The 15,153-nt window shown below is 57.0% G+C and carries 16 protein-coding genes; 8 read left to right on the top strand and 8 right to left on the bottom strand.

Annotation, left to right across the window (positions count from 1 at the left end):
• Positions 1 to 5 precede the first annotated feature (5 nt).
• Positions 6 to 311 carry a PTS sugar transporter subunit IIB gene (locus GY169_RS19850; protein WP_106925318.1) on the bottom strand — a complete coding sequence of 102 codons (306 nt, stop codon included), beginning with the start codon at positions 309 to 311 and terminating at the stop codon, positions 6 to 8.
• Between the two features lie 264 nt (positions 312 to 575).
• Between GY169_RS19850 and GY169_RS19845 the strand changes: the two genes are divergently transcribed.
• Positions 576 to 1,661: a MurR/RpiR family transcriptional regulator gene (locus GY169_RS19845; protein ID WP_167576839.1), complete on the top strand. Its 1,086-nt coding sequence runs from the start codon at positions 576 to 578 to the stop codon at positions 1,659 to 1,661.
• A 50-nt stretch (positions 1,662 to 1,711) separates the two neighbouring features.
• Here the strand turns inward: GY169_RS19845 and GY169_RS19840 are convergent, their stop codons facing one another.
• On the bottom strand, positions 1,712 to 2,932 hold the full coding sequence (locus GY169_RS19840) for an amino acid deaminase (RefSeq protein ID WP_167576837.1): 1,221 nt from the start codon (positions 2,930 to 2,932) through the stop codon (positions 1,712 to 1,714).
• A 202-nt stretch (positions 2,933 to 3,134) separates the two neighbouring features.
• Between GY169_RS19840 and GY169_RS19835 the strand changes: the two genes are divergently transcribed.
• Both GY169_RS19835 and GY169_RS19830 read left to right on the top strand, forming a co-directional pair.
• Positions 3,135 to 4,565, top strand: coding sequence for an N-acyl-D-amino-acid deacylase family protein (locus GY169_RS19835; protein ID WP_167577347.1), 1,431 nt, complete (start codon positions 3,135 to 3,137; stop codon positions 4,563 to 4,565).
• 24 nt (positions 4,566 to 4,589) lie between these two features.
• Positions 4,590 to 4,985 (top strand): RidA family protein, encoded by a 396-nt coding sequence (locus tag GY169_RS19830; RefSeq protein WP_163448231.1) that lies wholly within the window; start codon positions 4,590 to 4,592, stop codon positions 4,983 to 4,985.
• Between the two features lie 233 nt (positions 4,986 to 5,218).
• Here the strand turns inward: GY169_RS19830 and GY169_RS19825 are convergent, their stop codons facing one another.
• The gene (locus GY169_RS19825) at positions 5,219 to 6,082 is read right to left on the bottom strand and encodes a MurR/RpiR family transcriptional regulator (RefSeq protein WP_163448232.1); all 864 of its coding nucleotides are present in this window, start codon (positions 6,080 to 6,082) and stop codon (positions 5,219 to 5,221) included.
• Between the two features lie 165 nt (positions 6,083 to 6,247).
• On the opposite strand from GY169_RS19825, the gene GY169_RS19820 reads away from it, so the two are divergent.
• From GY169_RS19820 to folA, 5 genes are all read left to right on the top strand, one after another.
• Complete coding sequence (locus GY169_RS19820; protein WP_167576835.1) at positions 6,248 to 7,135, top strand: ROK family protein; 888 nt, start codon at positions 6,248 to 6,250, stop codon at positions 7,133 to 7,135.
• A gap of 102 nt (positions 7,136 to 7,237) precedes the next feature.
• Positions 7,238 to 7,477 (top strand): YgdI/YgdR family lipoprotein, encoded by a 240-nt coding sequence (locus tag GY169_RS19815; RefSeq protein WP_163448268.1) that lies wholly within the window; start codon positions 7,238 to 7,240, stop codon positions 7,475 to 7,477.
• Between the two features lie 193 nt (positions 7,478 to 7,670).
• Positions 7,671 to 8,204 (top strand): glutathione-regulated potassium-efflux system oxidoreductase KefF, encoded by a 534-nt coding sequence (gene kefF, locus GY169_RS19810; RefSeq protein WP_163448234.1) that lies wholly within the window; start codon positions 7,671 to 7,673, stop codon positions 8,202 to 8,204.
• Positions 8,197 to 10,065, top strand: a complete 1,869-nt coding sequence (kefC, locus tag GY169_RS19805; RefSeq protein ID WP_167576833.1) for a glutathione-regulated potassium-efflux system protein KefC — start codon at positions 8,197 to 8,199, stop codon at positions 10,063 to 10,065. Before kefF ends, kefC begins: the two co-directional genes overlap by 8 nt.
• A 155-nt stretch (positions 10,066 to 10,220) precedes the next feature.
• On the top strand, positions 10,221 to 10,700 hold the full coding sequence (folA, locus tag GY169_RS19800) for a type 3 dihydrofolate reductase (protein WP_167576831.1): 480 nt from the start codon (positions 10,221 to 10,223) through the stop codon (positions 10,698 to 10,700).
• A gap of 87 nt (positions 10,701 to 10,787) precedes the next feature.
• On the opposite strand, the gene apaH is transcribed toward folA, so the two are convergent.
• From apaH to surA, 5 genes are read right to left on the bottom strand one after another with little or no spacing between them, the layout of a single operon-like run.
• Positions 10,788 to 11,636, bottom strand: a complete 849-nt coding sequence (gene apaH / locus GY169_RS19795; RefSeq protein WP_163448236.1) for a bis(5'-nucleosyl)-tetraphosphatase (symmetrical) ApaH — start codon at positions 11,634 to 11,636, stop codon at positions 10,788 to 10,790.
• A gap of 2 nt (positions 11,637 to 11,638) precedes the next feature.
• Positions 11,639 to 12,016, bottom strand: a complete 378-nt coding sequence (apaG, locus tag GY169_RS19790; protein ID WP_167576829.1) for a Co2+/Mg2+ efflux protein ApaG — start codon at positions 12,014 to 12,016, stop codon at positions 11,639 to 11,641.
• A gap of 3 nt (positions 12,017 to 12,019) precedes the next feature.
• A complete protein-coding gene (gene rsmA / locus GY169_RS19785) occupies positions 12,020 to 12,841 on the bottom strand; it encodes a 16S rRNA (adenine(1518)-N(6)/adenine(1519)-N(6))-dimethyltransferase RsmA (protein WP_064547358.1) in 822 nt (273 codons plus the stop codon).
• Positions 12,834 to 13,823 carry a 4-hydroxythreonine-4-phosphate dehydrogenase PdxA gene (gene pdxA, locus GY169_RS19780; RefSeq protein ID WP_167576827.1) on the bottom strand — a complete coding sequence of 330 codons (990 nt, stop codon included), beginning with the start codon at positions 13,821 to 13,823 and terminating at the stop codon, positions 12,834 to 12,836. The genes rsmA and pdxA overlap by 8 nt, the downstream gene beginning before the upstream one ends.
• Complete coding sequence (surA, locus tag GY169_RS19775) at positions 13,823 to 15,109, bottom strand: peptidylprolyl isomerase SurA (RefSeq protein WP_163448239.1); 1,287 nt, start codon at positions 15,107 to 15,109, stop codon at positions 13,823 to 13,825. The genes pdxA and surA overlap by 1 nt, the downstream gene beginning before the upstream one ends.
• Between the last annotated feature and the right edge of the window lie 44 nt (positions 15,110 to 15,153).

The following is a 15,153-nucleotide window of genomic DNA, read 5'->3' as shown; positions in this document are numbered from 1 at the left end:
GGGCCTCAGGCCATCAGTTGGATCGCTTTATCGAGTACGCGATCGCCGCGCATGGTGCCGTAGTCCATCATGTCGATCACTTCGACCGGTTTACCCAGCGGCGCGGACAGTTCGCGCAGGCGAGAGAGTTCGAACTGCACCTGAGGGCCCAGCAGCACCACATCCGCCTGCGGTAGCATGCTTTCTATCTCGGCAACCGGATAGGCGTTGATCTCCACCGCCAGCGCGCGTTTTTCCGCTTCGGCACGCATCTTCTGCACCAGCATGCTGGTGGACATTCCGGCGGCGCAGCACAACATGATCTTTTTCATGACAATATTTCCCTCGTTTGAAAACATATTTCACACATTAGCGGTTTTACGTAGCATGTATGAAAATTATTTTCATGAGTGTGATCGACGTTAAAATATTGCTTTACGGCATGTCAGAGGGATAAAAATGTGATCACGATAAGATAAATGAATCTTTGCCGCCGGTTAATCGCATAACGTGTCGCCCTTCGGCTGAATGAATTGAAAAATAATTTCAATAAATTATGATGTTTTTAATGAGCCGCACATGAGGACACTCTGGTTATGGATATTGTTTATCAGCTGGTGCATGGGTTATCCGGACTGCCTGCGCAGGAATCCCGGCTGGCGCGCTTTTTCCTCGATAATTTTGCCCAGATCCCCGAGGCGACGATTGAAGAGCTGGCGGCAAAGGCTGGCGTCAGCCCGGCGACGCTGCAACACTTTTCGCGCAGCATTGGCTGCGCGGATATCAATGACTTTATTGGCCAGGTGCGCCATCAGCAGCAGGAGAGCCGCTTGAATAAAACGGCTGCCCCCATGCTGGGCGATGCGGCATGGATGGATCCGCATACTCTGCAACAGTTGGCGAAAAATGCGGGCGTCGGTAGCGATGTGCTGGACCGTTTTTCTCACTCGATTGGCCGCGACAGCAATGAGGATATCCTCAGCCTGATCCGTCAGCGGTTGCAGGATTTCAGCCAGCAGGAATCGCGCGTGGCGCAGACTATCCTCAGCGATGTCGCCTTTGCCGCCTCGGCCACCATTGACCAGTTGGCAACGGCGGCGGGCGTCAGCCCGGCGACCATCACCCGTTTTGCCCGTGCGGCGGGCTGTGACGACATTCGCGATCTGCGCATGAAGCTGGCGCAGGCCAGCGCGCCGGTGGCGGCGGGCGATCTGCCAGGGCCGTGGCGCGAAAGGCTCAGCCAAATCCAGCATTCGTTGAATGCCCAGCTCAGCGAACTTTCGTCCACAGAGGTTGAACGTGCCGCGGGTCTGCTAAAACAGGCCCGTGCGGTGCATATCTTTAGCGCCAGCACCGCCGACAGCCCATTTGCCAGCCTGCTGCAGTATCGGTTGCTTACGCTAGGTTATCCAGCCAACGTCTGCCAGGATCCGGCGCTAATGGGCATTACCGCCTCAATGCTGGGGGCGGGGCAGGTGCTGGTGGTGTTTGCCGGTAGTCCAGCGGGTAACGCGTTAGCGGCGGCCGTGCATCAGGCACGCTGGGCAGGGGCGGAGATCGTCATCATCGGACAGCAGGAAAGCGCACTGAGTCACCCACAAAATGTGACGCTACCGCTCAACGATCCGCGTTACGGAGCGCTGTTGGTGATGGATTTGCTTTGCGATGCAATGGCCCAATAGGGTCACCCCGGCGTTGGCGTTTACACGCCTCGTCCGGGCATGCTCCGGGTTCAGAACCCCGTTTCCAGCGTTTCCAGCACGTTGTAGTCCTCATCAACCAGCAGCAACGCTTTCCACTTATCGAACGTCAGGCAAGGGTGTGAAGTGGCAAAGATCAGAATGTCTCCCACCTTCACATCGGTACCTGGCGCAAGCTTCAGCATCGCGTGCTGATCCATAATGCCGGTAGCTTCGATGCTGTGCGTTGCCAGCGGGAGCGCCTTACCGTCGCGATAGTGGGCGATAGGCTGCGGTAATCCTGCGTCAAACGCGCTATCGCGTTTGCCGAAATTGACGATCGCACGATCGCTTTCCGGCACCGATTGCACCATGGCCACCAATTCCAGCGCGGAGGCCAGATCGCCGCCGAGATCGCAGGCGGTCTGGTCGCGCGCCAGAATGTCATTCTGCGCTTGTTGGTAGATGCCGGCATCGTGCGTGATGTAGCAGCCAGGGCGAATCACGACCCGGCAGTTCACCGGTTTTGCTGCGGACTGCCACACGTTGCACACCACGTCATACCAGACCGACCCGGCGCCAGTCAGGATAAATTCCCCGTCGACATGGCGTTCAAGCTGGCAGGCAAGCGCCGCGGCATCGCGCAGCAGTGCTTCAACCTTCGGCTGTGGGTTGTCGCCGTGCAGCACGCCTTCATACAGCTCCAGCCCACGTAGACGAATCGCCGGAAGCGACGAAATCTCCCCGGCGAGCGTCAGCGCTTGTTCAGCAGTGCGGCAGCCGCAGCGTCCGCCAGGCACGCCCAGCTCCAGCAGAATATTCAGGGTTTGGTTTTTCGCGGCGAAAAAGGCGGAGAGGGCGCGTGCGTTATCGAGGCTATCGACACAGCAGAAGTACTCAACTTCCGGGTATGCGCTTTGCAGTTCGGCAATTAACTGCATATTGGCTTTGCCGACCAACTGATTGACCATCAGCACGCGGCGAATTCCGCTCGCCATCGCGACGCTGGCCTGCCATGCGCTACCGACGCCAATTGCCCAGGCTCCCGCCTGCTGCTGTTGCTGAAAAATCCACGGCGTCATGGAGGTTTTTCCGTGCGGCGCCAGCGATACGCCGCGCGTGTCGGCATAGCGTTGCATCCAGTGAATATTGTTTTCTAGTGCCGCTTTTTTGATGACGGCGGCAGGCAGGCAGACGTCTTCGTTAAGGAGATTCGCCGGGGTGAATAGCGGGGCGGATTTGTGGGGGACGAGGGTATTGTTCTGGTATTTCATAACATTATTCCTTCGTAATCGGATTTTGTATCATCGTTTTGTTTGTGTTTAACTTATTGTAAATAATGACTATTTATATAAATTATAATATTTAATGAATTAAAGTATCATAATTCCATGTTGGTTTTGCGTAGTCTTTCACTGTTTTCTGTGCTTGTAAATGGTCAAATTTGAGCCAGAAAACGACGGGAGTAAAGAAGCGATGCAGTTTGATTATCTGTTCAGGAATGTCACGGTGATTGATGGTAGCGGTGGCCCGCAGTATCGCGCCGACGTGGCGGTGAAGGGTGACCGTATTGCGGAAATCGCGCCTGCCATTCATGGTGAGGCGCTGCACGACATTGACGGCCACGGGCGTGTGCTCGCGCCTGGGTTTATCGACGTACACACCCACGATGATATCAACGTGATTCGCATGCCGGAGTACCTGCCCAAAATCAGCCAGGGCGTGACTACGGTGATTGTCGGCAACTGCGGGATCAGCGCGGCCTCGGCCAGCATCAAAGGTGAGGTGCCGGATCCAATGAATCTGCTCGGCGAAGCGGCGCACTTTATCTACCCGACGGTCGACGATTATGCACGGGCGGTAACCGAGGCACGCCCGGTGGTGAACGTCGGCACGCTGATTGGCCATACCGCGCTGCGTAATAATCATATGGACAACCTGTTCCGCCCGGCGAACGACGATGAAATTCAGGCCATGCGCGCGCAACTGCGTCTGGCGCTGGCACAGGGAGCCCTTGGGCTGAGCACCGGTCTGGCTTACGCGTCGGCATTCCAGTCAACAACCGAAGAAGTGATGGCGCTGGCTGAAGAGCTGGCGGCAGGCAACGGTATTTATACCACTCACCTGCGCTCGGAGTTTGAGCCGATTCTCGAGGCGCTCGACGAGGCGTTTCGCGTCGGTCGCCACGGTAAGGTGCCGGTGGTGGTTTCGCATCATAAATGTGCGGGCGCCAACAACTGGGGGCGGACGGTGGAGACGCTGAAACTGTTCGATGCGGTGCGTCAGCAGCAGGATGTCTCCTGCGACTGTTATCCGTACTCCGCCAGTTCGTCGACGCTGGACATGAAACAGATCACGGCGGATTTCGACATCGTTATCACCTGGTCCACGCCGCACCCGGAAATGGCGGGGCAGTCGTTAAAACAGATTGCCGAAAGCTGGTCGCTGACCCTGGAAGAAGCGGGCCAGAAGCTGATGCCTGCCGGGGCGATTTACTACAACATGGATGAGCAGGACGTGCGTCGCGTGCTGCGCTACCCGCTGACGATGGTCGGTTCAGACGGCCTGCCGAACGATCCGATGCCGCATCCGCGTCTTTGGGGCGCTTTTCCACGCGTGCTGGGCCACTACAGCCGCGACGAAAAACTCTTTCCGCTAACCACGGCTGTCCACAAAATGACCGGTATGTCCGCGTCGCGTTTCCAGCTTGCCGAACGCGGGCTGGTGAAGTGTGGCTACTTTGCCGATCTGGTGCTGTTTAACCCGGACACTATCCGCGATGTGGCGAACTTCAGCGACCCACAGCGCCCGGCCGCTGGCATTGAGGCGGTGATGGTCAACGGCGTGATGAGCTATGGTCAGAATAACAACGTTATCGGGCGTGCCGGGCGATTCTTACGCCGATAGGCCGCCAAAAATAAAGGAGCAACAATGAGCATTAAACGTTATGGCGTGGGCGGCAGTACCGGCACCGGCGGGCAGCATCTGCCGTTTGCAAAAGCGGTGGAAGCGGGCGGCTGGCTGTACGTCTCCGGGCAAACGCCGATGAAGGATGGCGAAGTGGTGGAAGGCGGTATCGTCGAGCAGTCGCGTCTGGCGATTCAGAACTGCGTGGACATTATGCAGGAGGCTGGATATACGCTGGCTGACGTGGTGCACGTGAAGGTTTATCTTACCGATGCGCGTTACTTCCAGTCGTTCAACAAGGTGTTCCGCGAATTTTTTGCCGACCACCCGCCAGCGCGGGTGTGCTGCGTGGCGGATCTGGTGGTGGACTGTAAGGTTGAGGTGGATTTGACCTGTTACAACGCGGAGCGGGTGAAGTAATTTGCGGGGTGTTGCGAGTTTTACCCTCACCCCGGCCCTCTCCCTGGAAGGGAGAGGGAGAAAAGCGTGCCCATTTTGAGCGTCGAAGCGCCAAACCGTACATTCGGTCCCCTCTCCCCTTCGGAAGGGAGAAGGAGAAAAGCGTGCCCATTTTGAGCGGCGAAGCCCCAAACCGCACATTCGGTCCCCTCTCCCCTTAGGGGAGAGGGTTAGGGTGAGGGGGACCCCCTGCACTAATCCCCCAGCGGCTGCCGATCAACCCCGCCCCGATGGCTATCCAGCGCCAGCTTAATCCGGCGCAGCCGGTTCTTGGTTTGCGTCTTATCCACCATCGCCAGCTCGGTCGCCAGCACGTCGACCATTGCCAGCATCGCATAGCGCGAAGTACTGGGCTTAAAGATATAGTCGTTTTCCCGTACGATTAGCGGCAGCACCACATCGGCATTGCTGGCCAGCGGTGTCCCCTCGGGCGTAATGGCAATGACTTTGGCCCCGTATTGACGGGCGATCGCCGCGCTTTCCACCACTTCCTGCGTGTAACCGCCGAGGGACAGCGCCAGTACCACATCATTGGGCGCGACTGAGGAACACATCATCCGCACCAGTAGCCCGTCGCTTTGACTCACCACCGGTAACCCCAGTCGAAACAAGCGAAACTGCACTTCCTGTGCGCAAATGGTGGAGCCGCCGCCCATGCCGATAGCGAGGATCTGCCGCGCGCCGCTCAGCCACTCGACGGCGCTGTTTAGCGTCGCGGGCTCCAGCGCCCGGCGGTTAATCTCCAGCACGTTGATGATCGTTTCGTAGATCCCTTGTACCCCTTCCAGATCCGGTACGTCGAGGATAAAACGCTGCCCAACCGCCAGCGACTGCGCCAGCTTCACCTTTAGCTCGCGCACATCCTTGCAACCAATGGCTCGGGCAAAGCGGGTGATCGATGCCTGGCTGGTTTCGGTCTGCCGCGCCATTTCGGCGATCGGCAGAGTGGTTGCGGCCTGAACGTCGTCGAGGATGAACTGCGCAATGCGCTTCTCGGTGGCGGTCAGCTCAACAAAACGGTCGGTAATGCAGGAAATGATGTCAATGGAAACGGACATGGTAAGCCCCTGAAAATGAATAGCCGGTACTTTGTACCATAGAAATCCTACGTCGCGGGTATCCGTGGGGTTCATTGTTGCGAGCAGGCGCAAGTTTCGGCCTTTCTGCCCCCGGCATAATAACCCGGTTTCTTTCCGCGATTATTAGTTAACTATGGGATGTGTATGGCTATTTTATTGTTTGATTGGGGCGGCACGTCGATTAAATACGGCGTATGGGAGCAGGATTCGCTGGCAGAAACCGCGTCGGTCAAAACGCCGGACTGCTGGGATAAAATGAAGGCGCAGCTGTTGGTGATTTTCCACGACTATCGCCAGCGTTATGACATTCAGGGCGTGGCGGTCAGCGCGCCCGGCAACGTTGACCCGGAGCGCGGTGAGATTGGCGGGCTGAGCGCGATTCCGTATATCCATCGCTTCCCCATCGTTGAAGAGCTGACGGCGCTGTTCGGGCTACCGGTCAGTATTGAAAACGATGCCAATGCGGCGGGCATTGCCGAAGCGGCGATGGGAGCGGGCAAAGACTATCGTCATGTGCTGTTTATCATTGTCGGCTCCGGCGTTGGCGGCGCGATTGTGGAAGATAAGATCCTGCGCCGCGGCAGCCATCGCTATGCCGGAGAGTTTGGTCTGATGACGCTGGATAACGGACAAACTTTCAGCGAGCTGGGGACCGCAGTGGCGATGGCCAGACGCTATGCGCAACGCCTGTCGCTGCCGGTAGAGAGCGTCTCAGGGGCCGATGTTTTTCGCCTTGCCGAAGCGGGAGACCTTGTCGCTGGCGAAGAGGTTGAACGGTTTTATCACTGGATGGCGGTTGGGTTGCTGAATTTGCAGGTGTGCTATGACCCGGATTGTCTGGTGATCGGCGGGGGTATCTCCGCTAATGAGGCCATCTTTGCGGGTATTCAGGCTCGACTTCGGGCACTGGTGGCAGAAAAGCAGCTCACGGAATTTATGCCCACGCTGTTGCTCTGCCAGTATCGTAACGAGGCCAACCTGATCGGCGCTGCGGAGAGTTTCAGGCAGAAATTCGGCGAAAATCGCCGATAATGCCGCTTCGGAGCTTTCTGGTTTCCTTCCTGCATTCTGGCGGCTAACCTAAAATGGTTAGAGTGATAATGAATATTCGCTGAAAAGCAGGAGGGAAACATGATGCATTATAAATATAAACGACTGACCGCAGCGATTCTGACCGCGGGTGCGCTCTTTACCGTTGCTGGCTGTTCATCCAACCAGGCGCTGAAGACGACCGACGGCAAGACCATCGTAACCGACGGTAAACCTCAGGTTGATGAAGATACTGGTCTGGTGTCGTACAAAAATGCGGAAACCGGGCAAACTGAACAGATTAACCGTGACCAGGTTCGCTCAATGAATGAGCTGAATAACTAAACGTTATCCGTGGCCCCGCAGTTTCAATGCAGTGTGGGGCCAGCGTATAACGCTTATGGCGGCAGGTTCTCTGCCGCTTTCCTTTCAACAATGCCATCCCCCCATTTCTTGCTATTGCGTTAACAGGTCCTGTAAGTGTCATCATTATCTGTCTAAACTCAGCAATACAATAATGAAGTAAGACAGGCTAATCATGATTCTGATTGTTTATGCGCATCCTTATCCGCATCACTCGCATGCGAATAAACGGATGCTTGAGCAGGTAAGGACGCTTGACGGGGTGGAAATCCGTTCTCTCTATCACCTCTATCCGGATTTTAATATCGACGTTGCCGCCGAGCAGGAGGCGCTGTCTCGTGCCGATCTGATCATTTTGCAGCATCCGATGCAGTGGTACAGCACGCCACCGCTGCTTAAGCTGTGGCTGGATAAAGTGCTGGCGCACGGTTGGGCCTATGGCCACGGCGGCACGGCGCTGCACGGCAAAAGCGTGATGTGGGCGGTCACCACCGGAGGGGGCGAAAGCCATTTTGATATTGGTTCGCACCCGGGGTTTGAGGTTTTGGGCCAACCGCTGGAAGCCACTGCCGTCTACTGCGGCATGAAATGGCTGCCGCCGTTTGCCGTACACTGCACGTTTATCTGCGACGAAGAGACGCTACAGGTGCAGGCGCGCCACTATAAACAACGGCTGTTGGCCTGGCAGGAGGAGCACAATCATGGATAGCCATACGCTCATACAGGCGTTGATTTATCTCGGTTCGGCAGCGCTGATTGTGCCCATCGCCGTACGTCTGGGGCTCGGCTCGGTGCTGGGTTACCTGATTGCGGGCTGCATTATCGGCCCATGGGGACTGAGGCTGGTGACCGATGCGGAAGCTATTTTGCACTTTGCCGAAATTGGCGTGGTGCTGATGCTGTTTGTCATCGGCCTGGAGCTGGATCCGCAGCGGCTGTGGAAACTGCGCGCCTCGGTGTTTGGTGGCGGCCTGCTGCAAATGGTGTTGTGCGGGGCGCTTATCGGTGTGTTCTGCATCTTCCTTGGTCTGCGCTGGCAGGTAGCTGAGCTGATCGGCATGACGTTGGCGCTGTCGTCTACCGCCATTGCCATGCAGGCGATGAACGAACGTAACCTGACGGTGACGCAGGTTGGGCGTAGTGCTTTCGCGGTGCTGCTGTTCCAGGATATCGCCGCGATTCCGCTGGTGGCGATGATCCCGCTGCTGGCAAGCAGCGGCGAGTCGACCACCCTTGGCGCGTTTGCCTTTTCGGCGTTGAAGGTTGCTGGCGCGCTGGTGCTGGTGGTGGTGCTTGGGCGCTACGTGACGCGCCCGCTGCTGCGCTTTGTGGCGCGCTCCGGCCTGCGTGAAGTGTTCAGCGCCGTGGCCTTATTCCTCGTCTTTGGCTTCGGTTTACTGCTGGAAGAAGTGGGGCTGTCGATGGCGATGGGGGCGTTCCTCGCCGGGGTGCTGCTCGCCAGCTCCGAGTACCGCCATGCGCTGGAAAGCGATATCGAACCGTTTAAAGGCTTGCTGCTGGGGCTGTTCTTTATTGGCGTGGGAATGTCGATTGACTTCGGTACGCTCATCCATCATCCGCTGCGTATCATTACGCTGCTGGTTGGTTTCCTGGTGATCAAATCCGTGCTGCTGTGGCTGATTGCCAAACCGCTGCAGGTGCCGCGTTCGCAGCGTCTGTGGTTTGCGGCGCTGCTGGGGCAGGGCAGTGAATTTGCCTTCGTGGTCTTCGGTGCCGCCCAGATGGCGAATGTGCTGGATGCTGAATGGGCGAAGGCATTGACGCTGGCGGTTGCGCTGTCGATGGCGGCTACGCCGGTTCTTCTGGTGTTGTTGACGCGGCTGGAAAAACGCGCCAGTGCAGGCGATGCGCGTGAAGCGGATGAAATTGACGAAGAGCAGCCGCGGGTTATCATCGCTGGGTTTGGTCGTTTTGGTCAGATTGCCGGTCGTTTGCTGCTCTCCAGCGGGGTTAAAATGGTGGTTCTCGATCATGATCCAGACCACGTTGATACGCTGCGTAAATTCGACATGAAGGTGTTTTACGGCGATGCCACCCGAGCCGACCTTCTGGAGTCCGCTGGGGCGGATAAAGCGGAAGTCTTGATTAACGCCATTGACGATCCTCAGGCCAGCCTGGAACTGACCGAACTGGCGAAAGAGCACTTCCCGAATCTGACGATCATCGCCCGCGCCCGCGACGTCGAGCACTATATTAAGCTGCGCCAGGCGGGCGTTAGCGCGCCAGAGCGTGAAACCTTCGAGGCGGCGCTGAAGTCCGGGCGTCAGGCGCTGGAGTCACTCGGGCTGGGCGCGTACGAAGCGCGAGAGCGCGCCGATTTGTTCCGTCGTTTTAACGTTCAGTTGATGGAAGAGATGGTGGAGATGGCCGAGAACGACGCGACCTCGCGGGCGGCGGCATTTAAACGTACCAGCGCTATGTTGACCGAAATTATCAACGAAGACCGTAACCATCTGTCGGTGATTCAGCGTCATGGCTGGCAGGGGACGGAAGAGGGAAAACACAGCGGTAACCCTGAGGATGAGCCGGAAGTCAAACCGACGCTCTAGTGATGTGTGAAGTGTAATGCTGGCTGTCCACTTTCCCTTCGTGGACTTGCCAGCAAATCTGAAAATTTTCTTATTCTTTACCTGGCTGCCAGTCGACGAAAGATTATGCTTTCCGTATAGTGGCGACAATTTTTTTCGCATCTGGGATACACTCAATGATCAGTCTGATTGCTGCGCTAGCGGTCGATCGCGTCATCGGTATGGAAAACGCCATGCCGTGGGACCTGCCGGCCGATCTGGCCTGGTTTAAATGCAACACCTTAAACAAACCCGTGGTGATGGGTCGCCTGACCTGGGAATCCATCGGTCGCCCGCTGCCGGGACGTAAGAACATTGTTATCAGCAGCCAGCCGGGCACTGATGACCGCGTACTATGGGTTAAATCGGTCGATGAAGCCGTTGCCGCCTGCGGCGACGCGGAAGAAATTATGGTCATCGGCGGTGGGCGCGTGTACGAGCAGTTCCTGCCGAAAGCGCAGAAGCTGTATTTGACGCATATCGACGCCGAAGTGGAAGGCGATACCCATTTCCCGGACTACGATCCGGACCAGTGGGAGTCAGTGTTCAGCGAGTTCCACGATGCGGACGAGCAGAATTCCCACAGCTACTGTTTTGAAGTGCTTGAGCGCCGTTAAGGCTGCGCTTAAATAAAAATGCCGGGTTTCGACCCGGCATTTTTTTGCTTATTCCATCAGACGACGTGCTGTCGTGGATGCATGGTGCTACGAAGCTACCGCCTCGCTCTCGCCCGGCGCCAGCCGACGGTTCGACGGTTGCACAAAATACGTTTTATCTTCCCAGCGCAGGCAGGTCAGATCGCCGCCCCAGCAGCAACCGGTATCCAGCGCGTAAATATTCTCCGGCGTGCCTTTACCTTCCAGCGAAGCCCAGTGCCCAAACGCTACGCTGTACTCCTCGGTCACCGGCCCCGGCAGCATAAACCAGGGTTTGAGCGGCGCGGCCACGTTCTCAGGGGACTCTTTGCTATACATATCCAGCTGGCCGTTCGGGAAACAATAACGCATACGGGTGAAGGCGTTGGTAATGAAACGCAGGCGCGCGAGGCCGCTCAGATCCCGCGACCAGTTGTTTGGCATATCACCGTACATCGCATCAAGGAAGAAGGGATAGGAGTCACTTGAAAGCACGGCTTCCACGTCGCGGGCGCATTGTTTTGCCGTTTCGAGATCCCACTGCGGCGTAATGCCCGCATGCGCCATCACCAGCTTTTTCTCCTCATCTACCTGCATCAGCGGTTGACGACGTAACCAGTTAAGCAACTCGTCTGCATCTGGTGCTTCCAGCAGCGGGTTCAACCGGTCTTTCGGCTTGTTGCGGCTAATACCCGCAAACACCGCCAGCAGGTGCAGATCATGGTTACCCAATACGATTTTGACGTTATCGCCCAGCGATTTCACGTAGCGCAGGACGTCCAGCGAGCCAGGGCCGCGCGCAACCAGATCGCCCGTTAACCACAGGGTATCTTCGCCCGGCGTAAATTCCACCTGCTGTAAAAGGGCGATTAATTCATCGTAGCAACCGTGAACGTCGCCAATAAGGTATGTAGACATGATTAATGAATCAGCGTGGGAACAAAGAGACGGAAAACGGGAATGTCGATAGAGAACGGCACGCCGTCGACATCGACCATATCATAGTGGCCCTGCATGGTGCCGAGCGGGGTCTCCAGCACGGCGCCGCTGGTGTACTGATACTCTTCGCCAGGTCCGATGTGCGGTTGAACGCCAACCACACCCTCGCCCTGGACTTCGGTTTCGCGGCCGTTACCGTTGGTGATAAGCCAGTAACGGCCCAGAAGCTGAACCGCGCTTCGCCCGAGATTGCGGATGGTCACCGTGTAGGCGAAGACGTAACGCTCTTCTTCCGGTTGGGAGTGCGTCTCAATGTAGACGCTCTGTACCTGGACGCAAACTCGTGGCGAATCGATCATGGTTTAGCTCTCCTTGGAGGGCGCATTTTCTGCCAGATAGTTGGCCATCTTGCAGTACTGCGCAACAGAGATATTTTCTGCTCGCATCGCCGGGTCGATGCCCAGCTCCGTCAACACCTCAACACTGAACAGGTTGCCAAGGCTGTTGCGGACCGTCTTACGACGCTGGTTGAACGCCTCGGTCGTAATACGGCTCAGGACGCGAACATCTTTTACCGGGTACGGCATGGTGCTGTGCGGCACGAGACGTACGACGGCAGAGTCGACTTTAGGTGGCGGTGTGAAAGCGCTCGGCGGCACTTCAAGAACCGGGATCACGTTACAGTAATACTGCGCCATGACGCTCAGACGACCATAGGCTTTACTGTTCGGCCCGGCAACCAGACGGTTAACCACCTCTTTTTGCAGCATGAAGTGCATGTCTGCAATGGCGTTAGTATAGCTAAACAGGTGGAACATCAGCGGCGTGGAGATGTTATACGGCAGGTTGCCGAACACGCGCAGCGGCTGGCCCAGCGTCTGGGAGAGCTCGCCGAAGTTCATGGTCATGGCATCCTGCTGATAAATCGTCAGCTTCGGCCCGAGGAACGGGTGCGTTTTCAGACGCGCGGCCAGATCGCGGTCAAGCTCGATCACGGTCAGTTCGTCAAGGCGTTCGCCAACCGGTTCGGTCAGTGCGGCGAGGCCCGGGCCGATTTCAACCATGGCCTGGCCTTTTTGCGGATTGATGGCCGCAACAATGCTGTCGATCACGAACTGATCGTTGAGAAAGTTTTGCCCGAAGCGTTTACGGGCTAAGTGGCCCTGATGGACTCGATTATTCATTAGAGTTAACAATCATTTTGATGGCGAGATTAAGCGCCGTAATAAAACTGCCGACGTCCGCTTTTCCAAGGCCTGCCAGTTCAAGGGCGGTGCCGTGGTCAACGGAGGTGCGAATAAAGGGTAAACCGAGCGTAATATTCACGCCACGGCCAAAGCCCTGGTATTTTAGCACGGGAAGGCCCTGATCGTGGTACATTGCCAGCACGGCATCGGCATGGTCAAGATACTTCGGCTGAAAAAGGGTGTCGGCAGGCAGGGGCCCGCTCAGATTCATCCCTTTTGCCCGCATCTCTTCGAGTACCGGAATAATGGTATCGATCTCTTCCGTACCCATATGGCCGCCTTCGCCCGCATGGGGGTTCAGGCCGCAGACGAGTACGTGTGGCTCGGCGAGACCAAACTTATTCCGCAAATCATCGTGCAGGATGGTGATGACTTCCCGCAGCAGATCCGGCGTGATGGCGTCGCTGACCGCTTTTAGCGGCAGGTGCGTGGTCGCCAGCGCGACGCGCAGTTCTTCGGTCGCCAGCATCATCACCACTTTCGCCGCGCCCGAACGCTCTTCAAAGAACTCGGTATGCCCGGTAAACGGGATGCCTGCGTCGTTAATAATGCCTTTGTGCACAGGCCCGGTGACCAGCGCGGCAAATTCACCGTTCAGACAGCCGTCACAGGCACGCGCCAGCGTCTCGACGACGTAGCGACCGTTCTCCACGTTTAATTCACCCGGCGTCACCGGCGCATGCAGCGCAACGGGCAGCAGCGTTAGCGTACCGGCGCGTTGCGGTTTTGCAGGCTGTTCGGGAGCGTAGGGGAGAAGCGTGAGGGGAAGACCAAGAAGTTTCGCCCGCTCGGTGAGCAGGCTGGCATCAGCGCAGACGACCAGTTCAAGCGGCCAGTCGCGCTGGGCCAGTTGGATCGCGAGATCCGGACCAATCCCGGCGGGTTCGCCGGGAGTGATAACGACACGATGTTGAGTCATTAGTTGCTCAGAATTTTAACGTAAGCGCTGGCGCGCTGTTCCTGCATCCAGGTAGCCGCTTCTTCAGAGAACTTACGGTTCATCAGCATACGATAGGCACGATCTTTCTGTGCCGCATCGGTGCGGTCAACGTTGCGGGTGTCCAGCAGCTGAATCAGGTGCCAGCCGAAGGAAGAGTGAATCGGGGCGCTAATCTGGCCCTTGTTCAGCTTCATCAGCGCATCGCGGAACGACGGATCGTAGATGTCCGGGGTGGCCCAACCTAAATCGCCGCCCTGGTTAGCCGAGCCTGGATCCTGAGACAGCTCACGAGCCGCTTTCTCAAAGGTGGTTTTGCCACTGCGGATATCCGCGGCAACCTGTTCCAGCTTCGCGCGAGCCTGGTCGTCGGTCATCACCGGAGATGGCTTAAGCAGAATGTGGCGAGCGTGGGTTTCGGTCACAGAGATGCTCTGAGACTGGCCGCGCATATCGTTGATTTTCAGGATGTGGAAGCCCACGCCGGAACGGATTGGACCGACGATATCGCCTTTCTTCGCGGTGCTCAGTGCCTGAGCGAAGATGGCTGGCAGTTCCTGAATACGACCCCAGCCCATCTGGCCGCCTTTCAGTGCCTGTTGGTCTGCGGAGTAGGTGATGGCGAGCTTGCCGAAGTCTGCGCCGTTACGCGCCTGCTCAACGATAGATTCTGCCTGGCTCTGTGCTTCGTTCACCTGATCGGAGGTTGGGTTTTCCGGCAGCGGCACCAGGATGTGGCTGAGGTTCAGCTCGGTGCTGGCGTCGTTCTGGTTACCAATCTGGTTTGCCAGCGCGTCCACTTCCTGGGGCAGAACGGTAATGCGGCGACGAACTTCGTTGTTGCGCACTTCAGATATCAGCATCTCTTTGCGGATCTGGTTGCGATAGGTGTTGTAGTTCATCCCGTCGTACGCCAGACGGCTACGCATCTGATCCATCGTCATATTGTTCTGCTTGGCGATGTTGGCAATGGCCGCGTCGAGCTGCTCATCGGAGACTTTGACGCCCATTTTCTGCCCCATCTGCAGGATAATCTGATCCATGATCAGACGTTCCAGAATCTGGTGACGAAGTGTCGCATCATCCGGCAGCTGCTGGCCAGCCTGGCCAGCGTTCATCTTAACGGATTGCATCAGGCCATCGACGTCGCTCTCGAGGACAACGCCATTATTTACGACGGCTGCTACTTTATCGACAACCTGTGGGGCAGCGAAGCTGGTATTCGCAACTAAGGCGATACCGAGAAGCAGCGTTTTCCAGTTCTTCATACTTTTTCCATTTCAATTAACCGCAGTGCGGATGATGTGTCTAA

Origin of the sequence: Kluyvera genomosp. 3, from assembly GCF_011765685.1 — a bacterium.
GTDB classification, from domain to species: domain Bacteria; phylum Pseudomonadota; class Gammaproteobacteria; order Enterobacterales; family Enterobacteriaceae; genus Kluyvera; species Kluyvera georgiana_A.
The sequence above is the reverse complement of the archived record's forward strand: the minus strand, read 5'-3'. Positions and strand labels throughout refer to the sequence as shown.

Excerpts from the sequence above, each read along its gene's own strand:
- GY169_RS19815 (WP_163448268.1), top strand. The coding sequence starts at position 7,238 with ATGCATTATAAATATAAACGACTGACCGCAGCGATTCTGACCGCGGGT.
- kefF (WP_163448234.1), top strand. The coding sequence starts at position 7,671 with ATGATTCTGATTGTTTATGCGCATCCTTATCCGCATCACTCGCATGCG.
- pdxA (WP_167576827.1), bottom strand. The coding sequence starts at position 13,823 with ATGACTCAACATCGTGTCGTTATCACTCCCGGCGAACCCGCCGGGATT.
- folA (WP_167576831.1), top strand. The coding sequence starts at position 10,221 with ATGATCAGTCTGATTGCTGCGCTAGCGGTCGATCGCGTCATCGGTATG.
- apaG (WP_167576829.1), bottom strand. The coding sequence starts at position 12,016 with ATGATCGATTCGCCACGAGTTTGCGTCCAGGTACAGAGCGTCTACATT.
- GY169_RS19845 (WP_167576839.1), top strand. The coding sequence starts at position 576 with ATGGATATTGTTTATCAGCTGGTGCATGGGTTATCCGGACTGCCTGCG.
- GY169_RS19820 (WP_167576835.1), top strand. The coding sequence starts at position 6,248 with ATGGCTATTTTATTGTTTGATTGGGGCGGCACGTCGATTAAATACGGC.
- GY169_RS19840 (WP_167576837.1), bottom strand. The coding sequence starts at position 2,932 with ATGAAATACCAGAACAATACCCTCGTCCCCCACAAATCCGCCCCGCTA.
- GY169_RS19835 (WP_167577347.1), top strand. The coding sequence starts at position 3,135 with ATGCAGTTTGATTATCTGTTCAGGAATGTCACGGTGATTGATGGTAGC.
- GY169_RS19830 (WP_163448231.1), top strand. The coding sequence starts at position 4,590 with ATGAGCATTAAACGTTATGGCGTGGGCGGCAGTACCGGCACCGGCGGG.
- apaH (WP_163448236.1), bottom strand. The coding sequence starts at position 11,636 with ATGTCTACATACCTTATTGGCGACGTTCACGGTTGCTACGATGAATTA.
- GY169_RS19850 (WP_106925318.1), bottom strand. The coding sequence starts at position 311 with ATGAAAAAGATCATGTTGTGCTGCGCCGCCGGAATGTCCACCAGCATG.
- kefC (WP_167576833.1), top strand. The coding sequence starts at position 8,197 with ATGGATAGCCATACGCTCATACAGGCGTTGATTTATCTCGGTTCGGCA.
- GY169_RS19825 (WP_163448232.1), bottom strand. The coding sequence starts at position 6,082 with ATGTCCGTTTCCATTGACATCATTTCCTGCATTACCGACCGTTTTGTT.
- rsmA (WP_064547358.1), bottom strand. The coding sequence starts at position 12,841 with ATGAATAATCGAGTCCATCAGGGCCACTTAGCCCGTAAACGCTTCGGG.
- surA (WP_163448239.1), bottom strand. The coding sequence starts at position 15,109 with ATGAAGAACTGGAAAACGCTGCTTCTCGGTATCGCCTTAGTTGCGAAT.